Consider the following 20,866-nt stretch of genomic DNA (forward strand, 5'->3'; position numbering starts at 1 on the left):
GCCTTGGGCCGTGCGGCGCGGCCGGCCGCAGTCGGGCACATCTCCACCCACACGGGGCCGGCGGTCCTCCCAGGACGCTCCTCCCGGGGTGAGGACCGCGCCGTGGCGCCGGGGTGCGCCGGGGTGCACGGCCCCCGCGTCCTCCTCCGCTGCCCGGCCCTTCTCCGGCCGGACTCCGGCTGCGCACGAGGGAATTCTCCGATGCTCCCGACCCCCTTGCGAGCGGATCGTGTTGGCCACCCCCGGACGGCGTCCGGACCGGCCCGCCGATCCAGGGCTCCCTCCGGGGGCTGCCCCCGGCCCCCAGCCGGTTGGGGCCCGGCTCGTGCGGGTGTCCCCACCGGTGCGCTCCCTTCGAGAGGAACACCTCCGTGCGTGCTCTCCCACACCGGCCCTTGCTGGCCGGCCTCGCAGCAATCGCCACCCTCACCGGGCTCGTGGCCCTCCCCGCCACGGCCGAAGCGGCCTCCGGCCCCTCCGTACCGCCGCAGGTCATGGAGGCCATGCAACGCGACCTCCACCTCACCGCGAACGAGGCCCGGCACCGCGTCGCCGACGAATCGGCGGCCGGGCACAGTGCCACCCGCATCCGCGCCGAGCTGGGCGACCGCGTCAGCGGCATGTGGTTCGACGCCGCCTCCGGCAGGCTCAACGCGGCCATCGTCGATCACAGGGACGCGGACTCCGCCCGCGCCGCCGGTGCGGTCGTCCACCGGGCCGCCTACACCGGGGCCCAGCTGGCCGCAGCCACCAGGAGCATCTCGGCTGCCGTCGGCGCCGGAGTCCACGGTGTGCGGGCGTGGGGTCCGGACGTCCGTAACAACCGCGTCGAAGTAACGGTTGCCCGAACCGGACGTACGGCTGCCACCGAGTCGTTCCTCACCGAAGTGGCCGAGCTGGGTGCGATCGTGCACATCAACGAGTCAGACCAGGTCCCCCGCCAGCAGGCGGACGTTGTCGGCGGGGAGAAGTGGATACCGGGTACCGAGAGCCCCTGTTCGATCGGCTTCCCCGTCACCCGTACCAGCGGTGGGGCCAAGGCTTTCCTGACAGCCGGACACTGCACCAACGACGCCGACCAGGCTGCTTACGGCAAGGACGGAAGCCGGGTCGGTACGTCCAACAAGAACGGCGTCGGCAGCGTCGACGCGCGTGAGGGCGACATGGGCATAGTGGATGTCGACCAGCCCGGCTGGAACCTCGCCCCCACGGTCTCCGGTTACACACAGGGCCCCGACATCACCGTCACCGGGTCCGCCGACGCGGTCGTGGGCACCGCGGTCTGCCGCTCGGGACAGACCACCGGCCTGCGGTGCGGTGAGGTGACCAAGGTCGACCAGAGCGTGGACTACGGCAGCGTGGTCATCGACGGCCTCTCCTACTCCAGTGCCTGTTCCGACGGCGGAGATTCGGGCGGCGCCTACGTCACCGCCACCGGCGGCAAGGCGGTCGGCCTCCACTCCGGCGGTGGCAGCGCTACCTGCAGCTCCGGCAGCGGGGAGAAGTTCACGATCTTCCAGCCCGTCAACGAGGCCCTCACCCGCTTCGGTGCCACCCTCGTCACCTCCGCCCCGCAGCCCGGCGATGTCACCGTCTCCGCGGTCTCCGCGCGAACCACCGCCGTGGGCAGTGCCGCAGAGGTGCGGAACACCGCCGAGGGCGGCACCGCCCCGTACACGTGGAAGGCGACGGGTCTGCCCGCCGGTCTGTCCATAGCGTCCGCTACCGGCACCATCTCCGGCGCCGCGACCACCGCCGGGACCTCCCACGTGACCGTCACCGCCACCGACAGCGCGGGCAAGTCGGGCTCCACCAGCTTCTCCTGGACCGTCACCACCAGCCAGGGGGGAGCTCCCACCCTGGCCGATCCGGGCAGCCAGACGTCCTACATCGGCAAGCCGGTCACCCTGGCCCTGCGGGCTTCCGGCGGCAGCGCCCCGTACACCTTCAAAGCCACCAACCTCCCGGCAGGCCTGACTGTCGGCCCCACCACCGGAATTGTCACCGGGACCCCGACCACGTGGGGTCTTCGAACCAGCACCTTCACCGTGACCGACAGCAGCGGGAAGGCCGGCTCGGTCAGTCTCACCTGGAGCATCTACTCCTAGACGGCCGGGAGAACCGACCGCGCCCGGGGCCGAACCTGCCCGGCGCGTGCCCGCGGACAGGCGACCGGCGGTGCTCCTACCGGAGTACCGCCGGTCGGCATACGGCACGGCTGCGGCTGCCGGGCTGCCGGGCAGCCGGGCGAGAGACGCGTGGACTCGGCGCACCGTGGCTCTCCCGCATCCCGGCCCGCGTAACGGACCGGTGTGCGGGCCGCGGACGTCGGGGGCATGACGCCGGGACGGCCCAGGGCAGGATTGTCACGGTCTTGTCATACAGCGATCAAGCCGCGAACTTCCTGGTCCCACCCCGCCATCACACCTCGCAGAACCACGGCAAGAGACCAAGGGGCACCGGCCGGCCGGCCGATGCCCCTGATGGCCGGAAAGCCTGCTCACCAAGGGCAGGGACCTGTTGAGGAGAGAATGATGCTCGTTCGGAAGAAGAAGATCTCGGTGTTCGCCCTTGCCGCTGTGGCTGCCGGTCTGGCACTCACGGCCTGTGACAACCACGGCACTGACGCGGCCTCCTCCTCCCGGACCGGCTCGTCATCCTCCTCTTCGAGTACGCGGTCGCCCGCTCCCGCGTCCCACTCCGCCCAGGGCTCGGCAGCGGGTACGTCCGCGAAGACGGAGGTGAGCTGCACCAACCGGATCAACTACGCGGGCGACTCCCGTTCCAACGCCGAGATCAACACCATCGGTGAGAGGACCGGCCACTGCCCGGCGCCGGAAGAGCAGACCGGGTCCGCGGGTACCGCCAAGGAGTCCGGGACCAGTTGCACCGACCAGATCGACTACGCGGGCGATCCCCGTTCCAACGCCGAGATCAACACCATCGGTGAGAAGACCGGCCACTGCCCGGCGCCGGAGAAGCAGACCAGGCCCGCGGGTACCGCCAAGGAGTCCGGGACCAGTTGCACCGACCAGATCGACTACGCGGGCGATCCCCGCTCCAACGCCGAGATCAACACCATCGGCGAGAACACCGGATACTGCCCGCCGGTCAAGCACCAGTAAGGGACAGCGGACACCGTCGTCGTGGGCACGGCAGGAGAGAGGTGGGAGCGGTGACGCGGCAGGAGCGCCGGGCGGCGCAGGACGGAGCGGAGCAACAGGAGTTCCCGGAGAGCGGGGGAGCCCCTGAGAGGGCGCCGCGCCGGCGCGGACTCACCACAGGCACCTTGGGGCTGTTCCGCAGTAGATGGCGTGGCCTGTACGGCTTCTCCTTCGGCGTCGCGCTGTTCGCCGCGCTCGTGGGCTCCGTGCTGGTGGCAGCGGCATTCGCCGTCTGCCGGCACGACTTCGCCCTCACCTGGAAGTCCGCACGCTCCGATATAGCTTATGAGGACCCGCCCCTCGGCTACTACCCGGACCAGAGGGTCTCCATCTTGCTGAGGAGCCTGCCCTTCATGGGGCTGCTGCTGCCTCTGGCCGTCTTCGTCCTCGCCCTGCTGCACAGTGCGTACGCCGTGGCCGCCCGTGACACCGGGGCGGCGGAGCGCCGCCCCGGTCCCGGCGAGCTGTGGCGGCGCAGCCGCCCGTACACCTGGCTCGCCCTGCGCGTGCAACTGCTGACGAGTGCGTGCGCGGGAGCACTGGTCCTGCCGGCCCTGCTCGGCTGGATGTTCTTCGAGAACGGGGGCGTGGGAGGCATCGACATCGAGGTACTTTCACGGTCGGCCAGCACGCCCTACCGGCTGCTGGGCCACGGGCTGCCGCTCGTCGTCCTCGGCCTCGCCTTCGCCGTGTGGTTCCGCCTGGGCCTCGCCACCGCCGCCGCTGTGAACGGCGCGTCCACCGCGCGGGCCGCCGTGCGCCGGTCCTGGACACTGACGGGTGGCGCGCGGCGGTGGCGGGCGTGCAGCGTGTGCCTGCTGCTCACGGCCGTCGTCGTCGCGGCGTACGGGGCCCTGTCCCACGCGACGGAGCCCCTCGCTCATCCGGTCGGTCTCGCCGTGCTGTGGCTCACGGACGACAACCCGTACGCCGCCGGTGCTGTGATGGAGATCGTCCCGGCCGCGGCGGGCCTGCTGCTCCTGACGGCACTGGTCGTACCGCCGGTCAGCGCGGCGCTCGCGCTCCTGCGCACGGAGTTGCTCCCGGCAAAGGCCGGTACGGCGCGGATGCCGTCAGCAGACCTCCTGCCCTGACACCGCCGTCTCCTCGTTCGCGGCTCCGGCGTGCTCCTGCGTGCTCCCGCCGGTCGCGGGGGCCAGAATCGACCGGGGGCGTCCCGCCTGACGCGGTCGGCCCCGAAGCGCTCGCCCGACATCCGGCCAACTGACGTGGAGCCGCTCATGACCACCGCACGGGACCTGGCGATTGTCGCCCTGGAACTCAAACCCGGCCTCCCCGTGGCACAGGGTGAGCTGTCGCTCGCGCTCGCGGGAGCCGAGGTGTTCGACCTCATGGAGGCCAGGGCTCTGGTCGTGGAGGGTGACCGCCTGCTGCCCAGTGCTCAATCGCCCACGGCGGACGGCCTGTTGGACGAGGCCGCTGGGGCGCTCGTGCGGGAGGCGCCGTACGAGTCGGTGGAGGACTGGCTGTGGCGCAGGGGCCGCGGGCTCTTTTCGGCGTACGCCGACGACCTGGAGCGGGCAGGGCTGACGGTCCGGCCGCGGGGCCGCCGGATTCCGCTGCGGAAGGGGCGGGCGGAGCTCGTCGACTCGGCTGCCCGGCGCCGGGCCGCGGATCGCTGGGCGGCGGGCGAACCGGTGCTCACGGCTCTGGCGTCGGCCGCCGGAATCCGCGACGAGTCCGCCGATGACGTACCGGAACCCTCCGACGACACGGTCGCAGGGGTACTGGCCGCTGTCGGCGGTGCTGTGCAGGAGCTGCGTGCCGTACGGCAGCGCAGGGAGATCGAGGACGCGGCGTTCGACAACGTCTGGCGCGGCTACTGAGCGGTCGGCTCCGAAGACCTCCGGGCCGGCCAGGCCCCGGACGGACATCCTCTACTGGCTCACCCCGGCGGCGTCGATCGCCCGGGTCGCGGTCAGTACGAGAGCGGCCTGGTCGTCGTCCATGTGCTGGGCTCCGGTGAAGGCGCGTACCGCGTGGACGAGGACGTCGAGGATCTCGGGTCCTGTGGTGTGGTGCGGAGCGTTCGTGAGTGCCCGCGCCAGGCGTTCCTCGCCGAACTGCTCTCCGCCCGGCGCTCGGGCTTCGGTGATGCCGTCGGTGTAGAGGAGCAGGCTTTCGGTGGGGCGCAGGTGGACGCGGTGAACCGGCAGGTCCGGGTCGGCTGTGATGCCCAGGAGCGAGCCGTCGCTCTCGACCGGTCGTACGGTGCGCTGCGTGTCGATGAGGACGGGGAGAGTGTGGCCGGCCCGTACCAGGGCGATGTCGAGGCCGTCAGCGGTGGGGGTGAGGTGCCCGTAGACGAGGGTGACGAATCCGTTCCCGTGGCTGTCGGGGCGGTCGAGCAATGCCCTGTTGACCGCTCGGACGACGGCGTCGGGGCCGGGCAGCAGCGGGGCGACGGCACGTGCGGTGTGGCGGACAAGAGCGGTGGTGGTGGCTGCGGTGGCACCGCGTCCGCAGACGTCACCGAGCAGGAAGGCCCACGCGCCGTCGCCCAGTTCGAAGACGTCGTAGAAGTCGCCGCCGATGTCGAGTCCTTCGCCGGAAGGGTGGTAGTAGGTGGCGATTTCGGCGCCCGGCAGGTCCGGTACTTCGGGCAGGAGCAGACCGGCCTGCAGGTCACGGGCCAAGGTGACGCGCTCGGTGTACTGGCGGGCGTTGAGGGCCGCTGACGCGGCGCGCCGCGCGAGTTCTTCGGCCAGCGCGACGGCGTGACCGTCGAAGGTCTGCTCGCCGGTGGTGAGCAGAGTCATCGCACCGAAGGCAGCGCCGCGGTCCAGCAGAGGAACGCACAGGTATCCGGTGACCTTCAGGTCCTGCCATGGGCCGGGCCCGGTGGGTGTACGGCGGGCGATCTCGCTCACGCCGGAGGCGAGGACACGGGCGACGGCGTCATCGGCGGCGTCGTACACGGGGATGTGGGACGCGAGGAGTTCTTCCTCTTCACGGGTGGGCCCGGTCGTGGCGATGCGGCGCACGCGGCCGGCGCCGACGACATCGATGGTGCACAGCGGTGCCAGAGCCGGAGCGCAGGAGCCGGCCAGGCGCTGGAGGGTCTGGGCGTAGTCCAGGTCGGCGGACAGCGTGGTACTGGCCTCCAGCAGGAAAGCGAGGTCGTCGCGTGCTGCCTTCTCCCGGGCCTCGGCGGCAAGGCGGGCCTGCTCGGCCCGGTGGCGCTCGATGGCCAGCGCCGCGGTGTCGGCGAACACCCTGGCCAGGGCGAGGTCGGACTCCTGCGGACTGCGGGGTGTGCGGTGGTACATCGCGAAGGTGCCCAGCAGCGAGCCGTCTCTGGCGAGGATGGGCGTGGACCAGCAGGCTGCCACGCCTGCCCGGTCGGCCAGGTCGCGGAAGTCGTCCCAGAAGGGGTCGGTGGCGATGTCGGTGACAATGACGGGCTCCCGCCGGTGGGCGGCGGTACCGCAGGAGCCGACACCGTCACCTGCGGCGATGCCGTCGATGGCCTGGTTGTAGAAGCCGGGCAGGCTCGGTGCGGCCCCGTGGCGCAGGTGGCGGCCGTCGGCGTCGGCGAGCAGGACGGAGACGAGGACCTCGTCGGGTGCGAGGTCCTCGATGATCCGGGCCATGCCCTCCAGCACCTGGTCCAGCGGGGCCTGACGCGCGATCTGTTCCAGCAGAGCACGGTGCTCGGCCGTCAGCTGCTGTGCGTGCTTGACCTGGGTGGTCTCTATCCCGATCAGGCGTACCCCCATGACGTTGCCGCCCGCGTCGAACCGGGGTTCATACGTGAAGTCGAAGAACACCTCACGGGTGTCGGCGCCGGAGCCCAGCAGGAAACGGGTGTCGCGCCCGGTGTAACGCTCGCCGGTGCGGAAGACCTTGTCCAACAGCTCAACGAAGCCCTGGGCGGCGAGTCCGGGCGTCAGCTGCCCCAGCGGCACCCCGGTACGAGCACGCCCGCCGCCCATCGCGGCGAAGAATGCGGCGTTGGCCGACTCCACCATGTGCGCCGGCCCCGCCGTGGAGGCGAATACGGCAGTGGACAGGCCGAACAGAGCCCGGAGATCATTCTCCGCAGTCTCCTCCCCGGTGGTGCCCCTGGCTGGGGCGGCGGCCAGGGGAGGCCGCTGGTCCGGAACGCGTGTCATCGCCCTGTTACCTCTCACTCGCCGAACGGACCGAGGACAACATGCCCTCGCTGTATGGCCGATGCGCACCACGGCCCCCGGCCGGCGCCTCCTGTGCCGTGCCGCACAGGACGATCACCCGGCCAGGCCCGCCGGCGCGAGGAACCGGGCCACCGCGGCGGTCGACGCGGCCGGACACAGCAGACCCCCGCATGCGGACCGCTGCCGGCAGATCCCGACCGGGCCGCCGGTACCGGTGCGAATCGCACAAGCCGAGGGCGCCGCAGCCGGTCACCACAGGCAGTGGTGACCGCGCCCCGGCCAGTGGTGAGTCAGCCGTCGGCCGAAGCCGGACAGCGCCTTCGAAGTCCAGGTCGCCGCGCAGAGTGAGCGCCTCTCCGGCCGGACTGCCATCCACCGAGAACACCCTTCGCTGCCTTCCGCTTCGACCTGACGACGAACAACCGACCGTGCACAACCGGCCGAACAGCCGGTCACAGAGACCTCCGAGCATCCACCGGGAGCCGCTGACGGCCAGCACCACCTACCCCCGACTACCCTCGATGCGCGCTTTGCACCTCATCACGTGCCGCTTGAGCTGTACCCCGCGATTCCCTGTCGAAAGCTGTCAGGCAGGACCGGCGACCGGCCCCCACCTGTCTGTTCAGGTCAGGGGGATCAGCGCGGTGATGCGCTTGCCACCGGAGTGACAGGTGATGGACACACGCGTGGCCAGGCGGAGCACCAGCGGCCAGCCGTAACCGCCGATCCGGGCTGCTCCGCTGTCACCCTCGTGATGGCCGACCGGTGTGTCGGTACTGGTGTCGCTCACGGCGACGCAGAGTCCCTCATCGGTGAGTTCGGCCGAGAACCGGGTGAGGCCACCGCCGTGCCGGAAGGCGTTGGTCACCAGCTCGGAGGTGACAAGCAGCGCGTCGGCGACCACCACGTCCGCGAGGCCTTCCGCCTCCAGTTCACAGAAGTGCGAAGTCAGCAGCCGCGCGACCGCGTCACGCGCCGCTGCGGCGTTGTGGGGTACCGGTGATGCCGACTGCGCCGCCGGGGCTGCCGGCCGTGCGGCAGGGGCCTGCGCCCCGACCGGTGCTTCATCCGGATGGGGCGGACCTGATGCCTCGCGCCTGGAAATCATTGCTCGGACCGCCTGCCCTCCAGGGCGCGGGCCACACTCCGTACACGGTCGCGGCGGTGCACGGAGCGTGGGCTCAGCATGTGCGCGCCTGCTCGACACTGTCTGCGAACCGGAACGCCGCGTGCGTACCGGTGACTTCGAAGAGGCGGCTCACCGACGGGTGCAGCGGGCCCGCCAGCACCAGCGGTATCCCGTTCTCGGCGTGCTTGCGCAGGCCGTGCAGCAACGCGTGCAACGCGGTGGAATCGGCGAATGTCAGCCGGGACAGGTCCACCACCGTCTGCTGGGTACTGCCCTGGGCGGCACGGCTCAGCGCTTCGGCCAGGGCGTCGCAGTCCGACCATCCGTCCAGGCTGCCCCGGACACTGATCAGCACCACGTCGTCGGCACTGGTCTCCACCGCCACAAGCAGGTCATCACTCGGCATGGCCCTCATTTTGCTACAGGACCGATGGGGGCGACGGTGCGGGGCGGCCGGAGGCATCGCACCCGCCGCGGGATCCCGGAATTCGATCCCGCTCGGGTGGGAGCGCGGTGGGCAGGCGCCGTCGCGGACGAGCACGGCAGTCCCGGTGTTCTCCGCACCGCAACCACTCGTCGGACGGCGGAGCCCGTCGCGGGTAGGGTGAGGCGGCGCTGCGGTCGGGCCCGGTCGCGCGCAGCGGACTCTCTGTGCAGGGGTGGGGCGGGCGTATGAAGCGACCTGGACGGCTGTGGACGATACCGCGGCAGGGGCGCCGGCTGGCCGCGTCCCTCGATATGGCATCCCCCGCGCGGGGGAGTGCCGCGGTGCAGCTGCTGCGCAAGGCCTCCGGGCACGACGCCGTCTGGCTCGGCGCCGCGACCGTGCTGGGCCTTTCCGGAGGCAGGAACGCCCGCCGGGCCGCGCTGCGCGGTATCGGTTCGGTGGCGATCGTCGCGGCGATCAATCACACACTCGCCAAACCGGCGGCCCGCAGTGCCCGCCCCTTCCGGGACGCGTTCCCCGCCGTGTTCCCGCGCCCGCGTACGGCCTCACTGCCGTCCAGCCCGATGGCGTCGGCGGCCGCCTTCGCCTCCGGCGTCGCCCTGGAGTCGCCCCGTTACGGTCTTGCCGTGCTGCCGTTCGCCGCGGGGCTGGCCCGCGTACGCGGCCGTGAGGGTCTCGATCACCGGGGCCGTGCGGCCGCCGGCGTGCTCGTCGGCGTGGGCGCGGCCCTGCTCACCTGCCGCTGGTGGCCGGTGAAGCCGGAGGCCGCGGCGGCCGCCGCTCCGCCGCGCAGGCCGGCCCCCGCCCTCAAGGAGGGCAAGGGGCTGTATCTGGTGGTCAATCCGTCCTCCGGTATCTCCTGGACCAAGGACACCGCCGAACGCCTGCACACACTGCTTCCCGAGGCGGTGATCACTGTCTTCGAGCCGGGTGACGATCTTGTGGCCCTGCTCGACGAGGCGGCCGGGCGAGCCGTCGCGGACGGCGGGGCGCTGGGTGTGTGTGGGGGTGACGGCACCGTCAACGCGGGCAGCGCGACGGCCGCCCGGCACCGAGTGCCACTCGCGGTCTTCCCCGGCGGCACGTTCAACCACTTCGCCGTGGACCTCGGCAACCAGGCCCTGGAGGATGTGGTCCGTGCGATCCGGGCGGGCGACGCGGTCACTGCCGACGTGGGCCGGGCGTCCTCATGCGAGAGCCCGGGGAAGGAAGCGCGGGCCGGCTCGCCCGCCGGTCCCGCCGAGGTCTCCCCGAGCGGCGGTGAACAGCAGCTCTTCCTCAATACGTTCAGCATCGGGGTGTACTCGGAGCTCGTGCACGCCAGGGAGCGGCTGGAGAAGCGCATCGGCAAGTGGCCCGCCCTGGCCGTGGGCCTGGCCAAGGTGCTGGCCACCGGCAGCCCGCTCTCGGTGGTCATCAACGGTCGCCCCCGCAGTATCTGGCTGCTCTTCGCGGGCAACGGGATCTACCACCCGGCCGGATTCGCCCCTACCTACCGCACCCAGCTCGACGACGGTCTGCTCGACGTGCGCGCGGTGGAGGCGGGCACCCCGCTGGCCCGCACCCGGCTGCTCCTCGCTGTCCTGACCGGGACTCTGCACAACTCCCGGGTGCTGACGACCGGGCAGGTGCGCCGGCTGGACCTCGAAGTCCTGCGGGGCGAACCGCACTTCGCGTACGACGGAGAAGTGACCGAAGTCCCGTACCGACGCCTGGTGCTCGACAAGATCCCCCGGGCGGTCACGCTGTACCGCCCCGCCGACCAGGACCAGTGGTTGCGCTGACACCGCTGCCCCCGCGTACCGCACGTACCGCACGTACCGCCGTCCCCCTGCCGTAACGGGACGGCGGTAGTCGCACATCGCAGGGGATCGGCAGTCCCGTACGCGGCCCGGCACATCCGGCTGCGGTCGTCGGTCTGCGGCCGCATGGGTGGCGGAGCGCGGGGCACACGGAGGTAGCAAGACAGAGACCCGGTAGCCGCCGAACACGCGGCCGACCGGATCTCACCCGGACCGGGTTACGCAGCGGACGGGAAGAGGGGGCAGCGGGCCTGGCGAAAGGGCCCGCCGCACCGAAGAGACTTGAAGATCGGAAACCACAATGATCATCCTCGGCGTCATTCTGCTCATCATCGGCCTGCTGGTCGGTGTCTCGTTGCTGACGACCGTCGGCGGGATTCTCGTCGTGGTCGGTGCGCTCCTGTGGATCCTCGGCGCCACCGGGCGCAAGATCGGCGGGCGTAAGCACTACTTCTAGAGGCTGTCCCGGCTTCCCCGGGCTGTCCGGTACCGCACGAAGCGGTACGGAGGCGTCCGCCGACCCGGCAGCTCCAGGTCAACGGCCCTGCAGCTGGACGCGCTTGACCTCAGGGGGGTCTGCCATACTTCGGGCTTCCGAGGCAGTGGCAGCCTCCTGAGGCAGTTGCGGGGCAGGGCCGGACGTGAACCAGAGCGGACCGTACATACACCAGCGCACGCCGACCGAGCGCTCTCAGCTCCGTCGCGCGGAACTCATCGCCACCGGGCGGAGACTGTTCGCCAACACCTCGTACGACGCGTTGTCGATGGATGACATCGCCCGGCACGCAGGGGTCGCGAAAGGGCTCATCTACTACTACTTCAAGAGCAAGCGCGGCTACTACCTCGCAGTCGTCGAGGAGTCGGTGGCCGATCTCGTCGCCCGCGCGGCCGGCGAGACCGAGCTGCCCAGCGCGGACCGCGTGCACCGTACAGTCGAGGGCTATCTGCTCTACGCCCAGAACAACAGGGCGGCCTTCCGCACCATCGTGACCGGTGGCGTCGGCTTCGACACCGAGGTGCAGGGGCTGCGCGGAGCGGTCCGCGAGGAGCTGATCGCCACCATCGCGGAGGGTGCCTACGGGCACCGGGACATCCCGTTGCTGGCCAGGCTCGCGCTGCTCGGCTGGCTGAGTGCCGTGGAGGGCATCGCCCTCGACTGGCTCGGCCACCAGGAGCTGGACCGTGCCCAGATCCGTGAACTGCTGGTGCGGATGTTGCGCAACACCCTCGACACCATCGGTGAGTTCGTCGCCGAGTGCCCGTCGCCGCCACCACCGCAGTGACACAGCTGGCACAGCTGGCACAGCCGGACACCGGGCGCAGACTCCGGGCACAGGGCGGGGCGGGAGCCGTAACGGCTCCCGCCCCGCCCTCGCGGTGTGCTGATCCGGGCGAACGGCTCTAGCTCACGGCGTGGATGAGTTCCCCGTTGGAGGTGTCACCACTGAGCTCCCAGAGGAAGGTGCCGCCGAGGCCCTGCTGGTTCTTGTAGGCCATCTTGCCGGCGATGGTGGCAGGGGTGTCGTAGCTCCACCAGTTCGAGCCGCACTTCGCGTACGCGGTGCCGGCGACGGTGCCGGTGGCCGGGCAGCTGGTCTTGAGGACCTTGTAGTCCTCGATGCCCTGCTCGTACGTGCCGGGGGCCGGGCCGGTCGCCGTGCCGCCGGGGGCGTCCTGGGTCACGCCGGTCCAGCCGCGGCCGTAGAAGCCGATACCGAGCAGCAGCTTGCCCGCGGGCACTCCGAGCCCCTTGAGCTTGGTGATCGTGGCGTCGGTGTTGAAGCCCGCCTTGGGGATTCCGGTGTACGAGGTGAGCGGCGAGTGCGGGGCGGTCGGCCCCTGCGCGTCCCAGGCACCGAAGTAGTCGTACGTCATCGGGTTGTACCAGTCGACGTACTGCGCGGCCCCCGCGTAGTCGGCGGAGTCCATCTTGCCGCCGTCCGAGGCGTCAGCGGTGATCGCGGCGGTGACGAGCGACGACGAGCCGAACTTGGCACGCAGTGCGGCCATCACGTTCTTGAAGGCCTCTGTCCCGCTGGTGTCGCAGGAGAGCCCGCAGTTGTTGGGGTACTCCCAGTCGATGTCGATACCGTCGAAGACATCGGCCCAGCGCGAGTCCTTGACCAGGTCGTAGCAGGACTGCGCGAAGGCGGCCGGGTCCTTCGCCGCCTCGCCGAAGCCGCCGGACCAGGTCCAGCCGCCGAAGGACCAGATGATCTTGAGGTTGGGATGCAGTTTCTTCAGCTCGCGCAGCTGGTTGAAGTTGCCCGCCACCGGCTGGTCCCAGGTGTCGGCGGTGCCGTCCACACTGGAGGAGGCGTCGTACGTCTTCTGGTAGTCGGCGTAGGCGTCGCCGATCGCGCACTTGCCGCCGGTGACGTTGCCGAAGGCGTAGTTGATGTGGGTGAGCTTGTCCGCCGAGCCCGAGGTCTGGATGTTCTTGACCTGGTAGTTGCGCTGGTAGACGTCCCAGTCCGCGTAGTAACCGACGACCTTGCTGCCCGCGGCCGCCGTCGTGCCCGCCTTGGTGCCCGCGGCCGTCGTGGCGTGGTGCTCACCGGCGGCCGCCGTGCCGGCCCCGGCGAGCAGGGTGACGCCGAGCGCCGCCGTACAGGCGGTGGCCAGGAGGGCCCGGAGCCGGACCCGTGGTTGGAATCGTCCGAACATGCTGTCTCCTCGTGAGGGAGGGGGCGTTGGGAGAGCCGCCTGGTGGTTTTTGGCATGAACGCGAAAAGCCGGTAGGGGGAAGGTAGAAGGACTAGACCAGTGTGGTCAATGGTTCGGACCAATTTCCGCCCCCGTGACGGAAGTCCGCCGATCGGGCATACTCAAGCCGCCACAGCCTCTGGTCAGCCCCTTCCGCGATCCGGGAGGGCAGCATCGGCTGATGGCGAGACCCGGCGGCGTTGCCACACCCTGGCCACGCGTACGCCGCAGCGCCCGACAGGGAGGAGAGCGTCGCCATGCCCGACCGCGCCCCGCAGTTGGTGGACCGCCAGTTGCCCACCGAGGAGTCCCGGGATCTGCTCGCGCTGGTGCGCGACATCGTCCAGCGGAAGATCGTGCCCGGTGCGGCCGCCGGTGAGGAAGCCGGCCATTTCCCCCGCGAGATCTTCACCCTGCTGTCGGAGGCCGGGCTGCTCGGCCTCCCCTACGAATCGGCCTACGGCGGCGGCGACCAGCCGTACGAGGTCTATCTCCAGATCCTCGAAGAGCTGGCGGCCGCGCGGCTGACGGTGGGGCTGGGTGTCAGCGTCCACTCCCTCGCCTGCCACGCCCTCGCTGGATACGGCAGCAAGGAGCAGCGGACCGCGCATCTGCCCGCCATGCTCGGCGGCGGCCTCCTCGGCGCGTACTGCCTGTCCGAGCCCTCGTCGGGCTCCGACGCCGCCTCGCTCCGGACGAAGGCAGTCCGGCAGGGGGACGAGTGGGTCATCACAGGCACCAAGGCGTGGATCACACATGGCGGTGTCGCCGATTTCTGCACGGTCCTGGCGCGGACCGGCGGCGACGGAGCCCGGGGGATCTCGGCGTTCCTGGTGCCGGGGGACGCGGACGGCCTGACTGCGGCCGTCCCCGAGAAGAAGATGGGGATGAAGGGGTCACCCACCGCCCAACTGCACTTCGACGGCGTGCGGGTGTCCGGTTCACGGCTGATCGGTGAGGAGGGCCAGGGCTTCGCCATCGCGCTCTCCGCCCTCGACTCCGGGAGGCTGGGGATCGCCGCCTGCGCCATCGGCGTCGCCCAGGCGGCGCTGGACGAGGCGGTGCTGTACGCGACGGAGAGGCAGCAGTTCGGCCACCCGATCGCGGACTTCCAGGGGCTGCGTTTCATGCTCGCCGACATGGCCACACAGATCGAGGCCGGCCGTTCCCTCTACCTCACGGCCGCACGGCTGCGGGACGCCGGAAGCCCCTTCTCCCGGCAGGCCGCCATGGCCAAACTCTTCTGTACGGACGCGGCGATGCGCGTCACCACCGACGCCGTCCAGGTGCTCGGCGGCTACGGATACACCGCGGACTTCCCGGTCGAGCGCTTCATGCGGGAGGCCAAGGTGCTGCAGATCGTCGAGGGCACCAATCAGATCCAGCGGATGGTCATCGCCCGTCACCTCGCGGGACCTGAGTCGAACTGAACTGACCCGGCTGTACGGTCGCCGTTGTGAGGCGTGCCCACTCCGGGTCGCGGCGGCCCGGCAGTGTGCGGCCCGCCCGCCCCCACTGGCGGATCATGGACTGGTAGATCGGCGCGTCCACGCTCTGCGGAAGCGATTCTTCGGGAGCGGGCGTGGCGAGCCGCCGCAGTCCGGTACCGGCCCCGTAGTGCAGAAGAGTCATGCACGGTCAACGCGGTCGGGCGCCGCCTGGTCACCGCCCGGTCGCGTCGGGCGTCTGTTCGCGCGGTAAGGGGCCCTTGCGCTGCGCCCGATGAGGTCGCGTGGTCCGGCACCGCGTCCCGCGGTGTTGCCGGAGAGCCCAGGCAGCTCCGCTGCGTGGGTCTCCGGCGCCTTGCGGTGCACGGCAGGGCGCCAGTCCACGCGACCTCATCGGGCGCTCATGGCGCAAGGACCCCTGCGGCCCGTCCGGGTGGTGACCGGCCGGATCCCGCGGTGATGCGGGTCTGGCCGTCCGCACCGTTTCTGACGTACCGTCATCTTCCCTGTCAGCAGGAGGATGCCGTGGCCGACGACCGACCCATCGCGCTCGACGAATACCCCGTCCACCAGGTGCCGCTGTCGATGAAGCACGTCGCGACGGGCGACCGCAACGCCTATGACCGCTGCATCTTCCACGTCTTCGACCACCGGGGCAGGGCGCTGCTCGTCGTGGGCCTCGGCGTCTACCCCAACGCGGGCGTGATCGACGCGTACGCGACGCTGCGCACGGGTGACACGCTGCACGCCGTACGCGCGTCCGACGCCCTCACCGACGACCGGATGAACCTCTCCGTGGGCCCCCTGCGCATCACGGTCGACGTCCCCCTCCAACGGCTGTCGCTGCACTGTGCCGCCGACCCCGCCGATCCGGACTCACTCTCGTACGACATCGAGTGGACCGCGGACTTCCCCGCTGTCTGGGAGCCGCACCACGTGCAGCGGCGCGGCGAGCGGCTGATGCTCGAAGGCCGCCGCTTCGTGCAGGCGGGCAGCTGCTCCGGCGTCATACGCGCCGGGGGCGACGAGATCCGCGTCGCGGCGGGGGAGTGGACGGGTACCCGGGACCGCAGCTGGGGTGTTCGGCCCATCCCCGGCGAGGAGGGCGGTCGCGCCGAAGCCGAGTACCGGCCGGCAGGATTCCACTGGCTCTGGATCCCGGTCCGCTTCGAAGACCGCTTCGTCCTCGTCATCGCCCAGGAGGACGCCGACGGCTACCGGACCCTGAACGAGGCACTGCTGGTGCGCGAAGGCCGGCGAGACGTCCAGCTCGGCTGGCCCCGCACGGAGATCGGCTACCGGTCCGGAACGCGCCACCCCGAGCGCGCTGTCGTCCACCTGACGGGGCCGGGGAGCCGGCCGATGGAGCTGACCGCCGAAATACTCTGCTCGTCGCCGCTCGCGCTCGGTGCGGGCTACCCGCCGGCAGCCGACTGGCAGCACGGAAGCTGGCAGGGGAGGGGCTGGACCGACCGGCGCAGCTACGACATGAGCGACCCGGCCGCCCATCCGGCGGCTGCCTACGGCGTCACCGACCACGCGGCCCGCTTCACGCTCGACGGCCGGATCGGGCACGGGATATTCGAGCACGGCAGCTTCGGCCGCCACGACCCCAGCGGGTTCGCCGGATACACGTCGGTGGCGCCCTGAGTATCCGGGCCCGGCCCTTTCGGGTCTTCCCCTCCCGCGCACCGCCTCCCACAGCGAGGACCACCGTCATGGCCACGGCACCACGCCCCCGCACCACCACCCGCGATCCTCAGGAGGTCGGCCGCAGGCTCGCCGCCTGGCTGAGTACCCGGCTGCCCGGCGCCCGCATCGGCGACCTCACGGCCCCCGCGTCGAACGGCATGTCGAGCGAGACACTGCTCTTCGGCGTGGACGGAACCGACCGGGCCGGCACCGGTGCTCCCGGCGCCGCCGCCCCGGTGACGTCCTGCGCCCTGCGCCTGGCCGCCGACCCCGCCGCGTACACCGTCTTCCCGGCCTACGACATGGAGCGCCAGTACCGGGTGATGGGCCTGGTCGCCGCGCACACCGACATCCCGGTGCCACGCGTCCTGTGGCTCGAAACGGATCCGGGCCCGCTGGGGGCGCCGTTCTTCGTCATGGAACAGGTGCACGGCAGGGTCCCGCCCGACGTCATGCCCTATACGTACGAGGGTAATTGGCTGCACTCCGCGACCGACACCGAACGCGCCGCCCTGGAGGACGCGACCCTGCGGGTCCTGGCGGGGCTGCACCGCCAGTTCCCGCCCGCCGAGGCGGAGTTCCTGCTCCCCGCCGGAGACGGCAGCCCGCTGCGCCGCCATGTGGACGGCCAACGGGCCTACTACGCATGGGTGGTGGACGGGCTGCCGCCGTCACCACTCATCGAGAGCGCCTTCGAGCGCCTGGAGACGCTGTGGCCGGTGGACGAGGGGCCCGCCGTGCTCTGCTGGGGAGACGCCCGTATCGGCAACATCGTGTACGACGGCTTCGAGCCCGCCGCCGTGCTCGACTGGGAGATGGCCGCCTTCGGTCCGTGCGAACTCGATCTCGGCTGGACGATATACCTGCACCGCTTCTTCCAGGACCTCACCGAGGCATCCGGACTGCGGGGCCTGCCTGGCCTGCTGCGCAGGGAGAACGCCGAGCGGCGGTACGCCGGGCTCACCGGCCACACACCGCGCGACATGGACTTTCATCTGCTGTACGCGGCCCTGCGGCACGCGATCGTCATGCTGCGCATCGCTTACCGGCAGGTGCACTTCGGTGAGGTCCGGGCCCCGGCCGACCCGGACGCCATGATCCTGCACCGGGCTTCGCTGGAGGCCCTGGTGCACGGAACGTACGACTGGTCAGGCGGCTTCGCCCCGCACCCGAGCCGTCCTGACGGGGCGTGAACCAGGCCCGCCGACGTGTGAGAACGGCTGCTTGCGCCAGTCGAGCCCCTGCGGCAGCGTCAGCAGCAGCGCGGTGTCCTGCTCCTGTGCGTCGAGGGAGGCGTCGGCGGGCTCGGCGTCCGCCGCCGCGCGGCCGGTGCCCGTGCACGTGGTCAGCCCGAACGGGTTCCAGGGGCTGGCGCACAGTGCGTGCCGGGGCAGGACCACTTCGTCCGCGAGCAGGGCGATCGGCTGCGCGCAGTCCGGGCAGATCACCCGGTACATCTCGAAGGTGTCGTAGGCCGCGAGGCCCGGATCGTTCTCAATGGCGGCGAGCTCCGCGGGCTCGATGGAGTCAGCGCTCTTCAGCTTGTGCATGGAGATTCTCCCCCTAGGGTGGGCCGACCAGAACTGTGGTCTCGACCACAGCAAGCACTTCCCGTCCGGTGTCCGCGGTAATCGCGAGCCACCGGCGGACACGGCTCCAGCTCTGTGGTCTTCGTCACACGACCGTGCGAGGTGTCCCTTACCGGCCCCCTCCGGCTGTGCCGCAGTGGCGCGGGGCCATAGGTTGATCCGTATGGAGGAGCTGGATCGCCGCATCGTGGAGTTGCTCGTCAAGGACGGGCGGATGAGCTACACCGACCTGGGCAAGGCCACCGGCCTGTCGACATCGGCGGTGCATCAGCGCGTCCGCCGTCTCGAACAGCGCGGGGTCATCCGCGGTTACGCCGCTGTGGTCGACCCGGAGGCCGTCGGGCTGCCCCTGACCGCCTTCATCTCGGTGAAGCCCTTCGACCCGAGTGCTCCGGACGACATCGCCGAGCGGCTCGCCGGTGTCCCCGAGATCGAGGCCTGCCACAGCGTGGCGGGGGACGAGAACTACATCCTCAAGGTGCGCGTCCCGACACCGCTCGCGCTGGAGAACCTGCTGACCAGGATCAGGTCCCTGGCCGGAGTCTCCACCCGTACCACCGTCGTGCTCTCCACTCCCTACGAAGCGCGCCCCCCGGAGATCTGAGCGCAGCGGCCGCACGCACGGGCCCCCTGCGCGGACCGGAGCCGCGCAGGCGGGAGACTGGTCCCCATGACCGAGAGCACCGCCCCCCAGGCCGACCACCGCACCGTACTGCTGCGTGGTGGAGACATCCACAGCCCCGCCGACCCCTTCGCCACCGCGATGGTCGTGGAACGCGGGCACGTCGCCTGGGTGGGCTCCGAAGGGGCCGCCGACGCCTTCGCCGAGGGGGTCGACGAGACCTTCGACCTCGAAGGCGCCCTGGTGACACCGGCGTTCACCGACGCTCATGTCCACACGACATCGACGGGGCTCGCCCTCACCGGCCTCGACCTGTCGGCGGCACGGACCGCGCAGGAGGCACTCCGCCTCGTCCGGGACCACGCCGCGGACCGCCCCGGCGACCGGGTGCTGCTCGGCCACGGCTGGGATCCGTCCGGCTGGCCGGACGGACGGCCGCCGACCCGCGCCGCGCTCGACGAGGCCGCCGGCGGCAGGCCGCTCTACCTGCCGCGGGTCGACGTCCACTCGGCGGTCGTGTCCACGGCGCTGCTCGACCTGGTCCCGCAGGTCACCTCGCTCCCCGGCTACCGCCCCGACGCCCCCCTCACCGGCGCGGCACATCACGCCGTCCGCGCCGCCGCCCACGCGCTGATCACCCCGCAGCAGCGGACCGCGGCGCAGCGCGCCGCCCGCGAACGGGCCGCCTCACTCGGCATCGGCGCGCTCCACGAGTGCGGAGGTCCCGACATCTCCGACGAGGACGACTTCACGGGCCTGCTCGCCCTCGCGGCGCAGGAGAACGGACCGCGCGTCTTCGGCTACTGGGCCGAACGGGTCGCCGGGGCCAAGGACGCGCAGCGGATCAGGGAGCTGGGCGCGATCGGCGCGGCCGGTGACCTCTTCGTCGACGGCTCCCTGGGCTCGCACACCGCGTGCCTGCACGAGCCGTACGCCGACGAGGCGCACACGGGCACCGCGCACCTCGACCGGGCCGACATCGCCGCCCACGTCGCCGCCTGTACCGAGGCGGGGCTCCAGGCGGGCTTCCACGCCATCGGGGACGCGGCGCTCACCGCGGTCGCCGACGGGGTGCGGGACGCAGCGGAGAAGCTCGGCCTCGCCCGGGTGCGCGCCGCCCGCCACCGCGTCGAGCACGCGGAGATGCTCTCCCCCGAGACGGTCGCCGCCTTCGCCGAACTCGGGCTGACCGCCTCGGTACAGCCGGCCTTCGACGCGGCGTGGGGCGGCGGCGAAGGGATGTACGCCCAGCGTCTCGGCGCCGAGCGGGCCCGCACCCTCAACCCGTACGCGGCCCTGCTGCGGGCCGGGGTCCCGCTCGCCTTCGGCTCCGACAGCCCCGTCACCCCGCTCGACCCCTGGGGGAACGTGCGGGCCGCGGCCTTCCACCGGACCCCTGAGCACCGGATCTCCGTACGCGCCGCTTTCACCGCCCACACCCGTGGCGGCTGGCGGTCCATCGGCCGGGACGACACCGGGGTACTCGTGCCGGGAGCACCCGCCGACTACGCGGTCTGGCGCACCGCCGATCTGGTGGTGCAGGCCCCCGACGACCGGGTGGCCCGCTGGTCGACCGACCCGAGGTCCGGCACACCGGGGCTGCCGGACCTCAGCCCTGGCGCCGAACTCCCCGTGTGCGTGCGGACGGTGGTCTTCGGACAAACTGTCTTCGTGAGGCCGAACGAGTGACATCACGGTATTTCGTGCGGCCGATCGATGCCGGAAAGTCTCTCCCGTCACCTGCGGCTCTTCCGTACTGACCTGGCCATTCATCAGAACACCGCAGGTCGGGCGAGTGTTGACAGGAAGCGGCCACCGGCGGGTAGGTTCGGCCGAGTCCACCACAGGACGTCCGACCGGCAAACCTCCACGCAGTCGTCGAACGCCGCTGGGTCATGGGGCGGTACGCCGGAAGGCGCGCCACCACTGGGAGCCAGGTTCAGCGCCCGCGCCTCGGGGGCGAGGGAGGTTTCAGCCGGAAGGGGGTCCGCCCTGCTCCTTGGGAGTTCGCGGGCAGGTGCGACCCGGGTGGGGCCCGGACGTTCAGTAGACAACGGCTCTCGGTCGACCCGCAGCCAGCGGGCCCCAGGTCGGCCCGAAGGACGCCGG

The 20,866-nt window shown here is 71.3% G+C and carries 17 protein-coding genes; 12 read left to right on the plus strand and 5 right to left on the minus strand.

The annotated features are described in order from the left end of the window. Positions 1-371: 371 nt before the first annotated feature. The 4 genes from OG584_RS29985 to OG584_RS30000 all read left to right on the plus strand — a co-directional run bounded on the left by OG584_RS29985 (position 372) and on the right by OG584_RS30000 (position 5,011). A complete protein-coding gene (locus OG584_RS29985; RefSeq protein WP_405782499.1) occupies positions 372-2,108 on the plus strand; it encodes a putative Ig domain-containing protein in 1,737 nt (578 codons plus the stop codon). A gap of 426 nt (positions 2,109-2,534) precedes the next feature. Then, complete coding sequence (locus OG584_RS29990) at positions 2,535-3,125, plus strand: hypothetical protein (RefSeq protein ID WP_405782501.1); 591 nt, start codon at positions 2,535-2,537, stop codon at positions 3,123-3,125. A gap of 50 nt (positions 3,126-3,175) precedes the next feature. After that, positions 3,176-4,258: a hypothetical protein gene (locus OG584_RS29995; protein WP_405782503.1), complete on the plus strand. Its 1,083-nt coding sequence runs from the start codon at positions 3,176-3,178 to the stop codon at positions 4,256-4,258. Between the two features lie 147 nt (positions 4,259-4,405). Next, on the plus strand, positions 4,406-5,011 hold the full coding sequence (locus tag OG584_RS30000) for a GPP34 family phosphoprotein (protein ID WP_405782504.1): 606 nt from the start codon (positions 4,406-4,408) through the stop codon (positions 5,009-5,011). A 51-nt stretch (positions 5,012-5,062) separates the two neighbouring features. On the opposite strand, the gene OG584_RS30005 is transcribed toward OG584_RS30000, so the two are convergent. From OG584_RS30005 to OG584_RS30015, 3 genes are all read right to left on the minus strand, one after another. Continuing rightward, entirely contained in the window at positions 5,063-7,300 is a 2,238-nt protein-coding gene (locus OG584_RS30005; protein WP_405782506.1) for a SpoIIE family protein phosphatase, read from the minus strand. Positions 7,301-7,943: 643 nt separating this feature from the next. After that, the gene (locus OG584_RS30010; protein WP_405782508.1) at positions 7,944-8,429 is read right to left on the minus strand and encodes an ATP-binding protein; all 486 of its coding nucleotides are present in this window, start codon (positions 8,427-8,429) and stop codon (positions 7,944-7,946) included. A gap of 73 nt (positions 8,430-8,502) precedes the next feature. Further along, positions 8,503-8,856, minus strand: coding sequence for an STAS domain-containing protein (locus tag OG584_RS30015; RefSeq protein WP_405782509.1), 354 nt, complete (start codon positions 8,854-8,856; stop codon positions 8,503-8,505). A 266-nt stretch (positions 8,857-9,122) separates the two neighbouring features. Between OG584_RS30015 and OG584_RS30020 the strand changes: the two genes are divergently transcribed. The 3 genes from OG584_RS30020 (at position 9,123) to OG584_RS30030 (ending at position 11,983) form a co-directional block, all read left to right on the plus strand. After that, positions 9,123-10,682: a diacylglycerol/lipid kinase family protein gene (locus OG584_RS30020; RefSeq protein WP_405782511.1), complete on the plus strand. Its 1,560-nt coding sequence runs from the start codon at positions 9,123-9,125 to the stop codon at positions 10,680-10,682. A 319-nt stretch (positions 10,683-11,001) separates the two neighbouring features. Next, positions 11,002-11,157, plus strand: coding sequence for a hypothetical protein (locus OG584_RS30025; RefSeq protein ID WP_405782513.1), 156 nt, complete (start codon positions 11,002-11,004; stop codon positions 11,155-11,157). Between the two features lie 184 nt (positions 11,158-11,341). Beyond that, positions 11,342-11,983, plus strand: a complete 642-nt coding sequence (locus tag OG584_RS30030; protein ID WP_405782515.1) for a TetR/AcrR family transcriptional regulator — start codon at positions 11,342-11,344, stop codon at positions 11,981-11,983. 118 nt (positions 11,984-12,101) lie between these two features. Here the strand turns inward: OG584_RS30030 and OG584_RS30035 are convergent, their stop codons facing one another. Next, on the minus strand, positions 12,102-13,367 hold the full coding sequence (locus OG584_RS30035; RefSeq protein ID WP_405782517.1) for a glycoside hydrolase family 18 protein: 1,266 nt from the start codon (positions 13,365-13,367) through the stop codon (positions 12,102-12,104). Positions 13,368-13,663: 296 nt separating this feature from the next. Between OG584_RS30035 and OG584_RS30040 the strand changes: the two genes are divergently transcribed. The 3 genes from OG584_RS30040 to OG584_RS30050 all read left to right on the plus strand — a co-directional run bounded on the left by OG584_RS30040 (position 13,664) and on the right by OG584_RS30050 (position 17,739). After that, the gene (locus tag OG584_RS30040; RefSeq protein ID WP_405782519.1) at positions 13,664-14,836 is read left to right on the plus strand and encodes an acyl-CoA dehydrogenase family protein; all 1,173 of its coding nucleotides are present in this window, start codon (positions 13,664-13,666) and stop codon (positions 14,834-14,836) included. Positions 14,837-15,379: 543 nt separating this feature from the next. After that, on the plus strand, positions 15,380-16,504 hold the full coding sequence (locus OG584_RS30045; RefSeq protein WP_405782520.1) for a hypothetical protein: 1,125 nt from the start codon (positions 15,380-15,382) through the stop codon (positions 16,502-16,504). Positions 16,505-16,572: 68 nt separating this feature from the next. Further along, positions 16,573-17,739 (plus strand): phosphotransferase family protein, encoded by a 1,167-nt coding sequence (locus OG584_RS30050; protein WP_405782522.1) that lies wholly within the window; start codon positions 16,573-16,575, stop codon positions 17,737-17,739. On the opposite strand, the gene OG584_RS30055 is transcribed toward OG584_RS30050, so the two are convergent. Beyond that, positions 17,695-18,096 (minus strand): hypothetical protein, encoded by a 402-nt coding sequence (locus OG584_RS30055; protein ID WP_405782524.1) that lies wholly within the window; start codon positions 18,094-18,096, stop codon positions 17,695-17,697. The genes OG584_RS30050 and OG584_RS30055 overlap by 45 nt on opposite strands. A 202-nt stretch (positions 18,097-18,298) precedes the next feature. Here OG584_RS30055 and OG584_RS30060 point away from each other — a divergent pair, with 202 nt between their 5' ends. Both OG584_RS30060 and OG584_RS30065 read left to right on the plus strand, forming a co-directional pair. Continuing rightward, positions 18,299-18,739 carry an Lrp/AsnC family transcriptional regulator gene (locus tag OG584_RS30060; RefSeq protein ID WP_164266613.1) on the plus strand — a complete coding sequence of 147 codons (441 nt, stop codon included), beginning with the start codon at positions 18,299-18,301 and terminating at the stop codon, positions 18,737-18,739. A 66-nt stretch (positions 18,740-18,805) separates the two neighbouring features. After that, entirely contained in the window at positions 18,806-20,446 is a 1,641-nt protein-coding gene (locus tag OG584_RS30065) for an amidohydrolase (RefSeq protein ID WP_405782526.1), read from the plus strand. Positions 20,447-20,866: the final 420 nt, after the last annotated feature.

It is taken from the genome of Streptomyces sp. NBC_00859, assembly GCF_045161865.1.
Classification (GTDB): Bacteria; Actinomycetota; Actinomycetes; order Streptomycetales; family Streptomycetaceae; genus Streptomyces.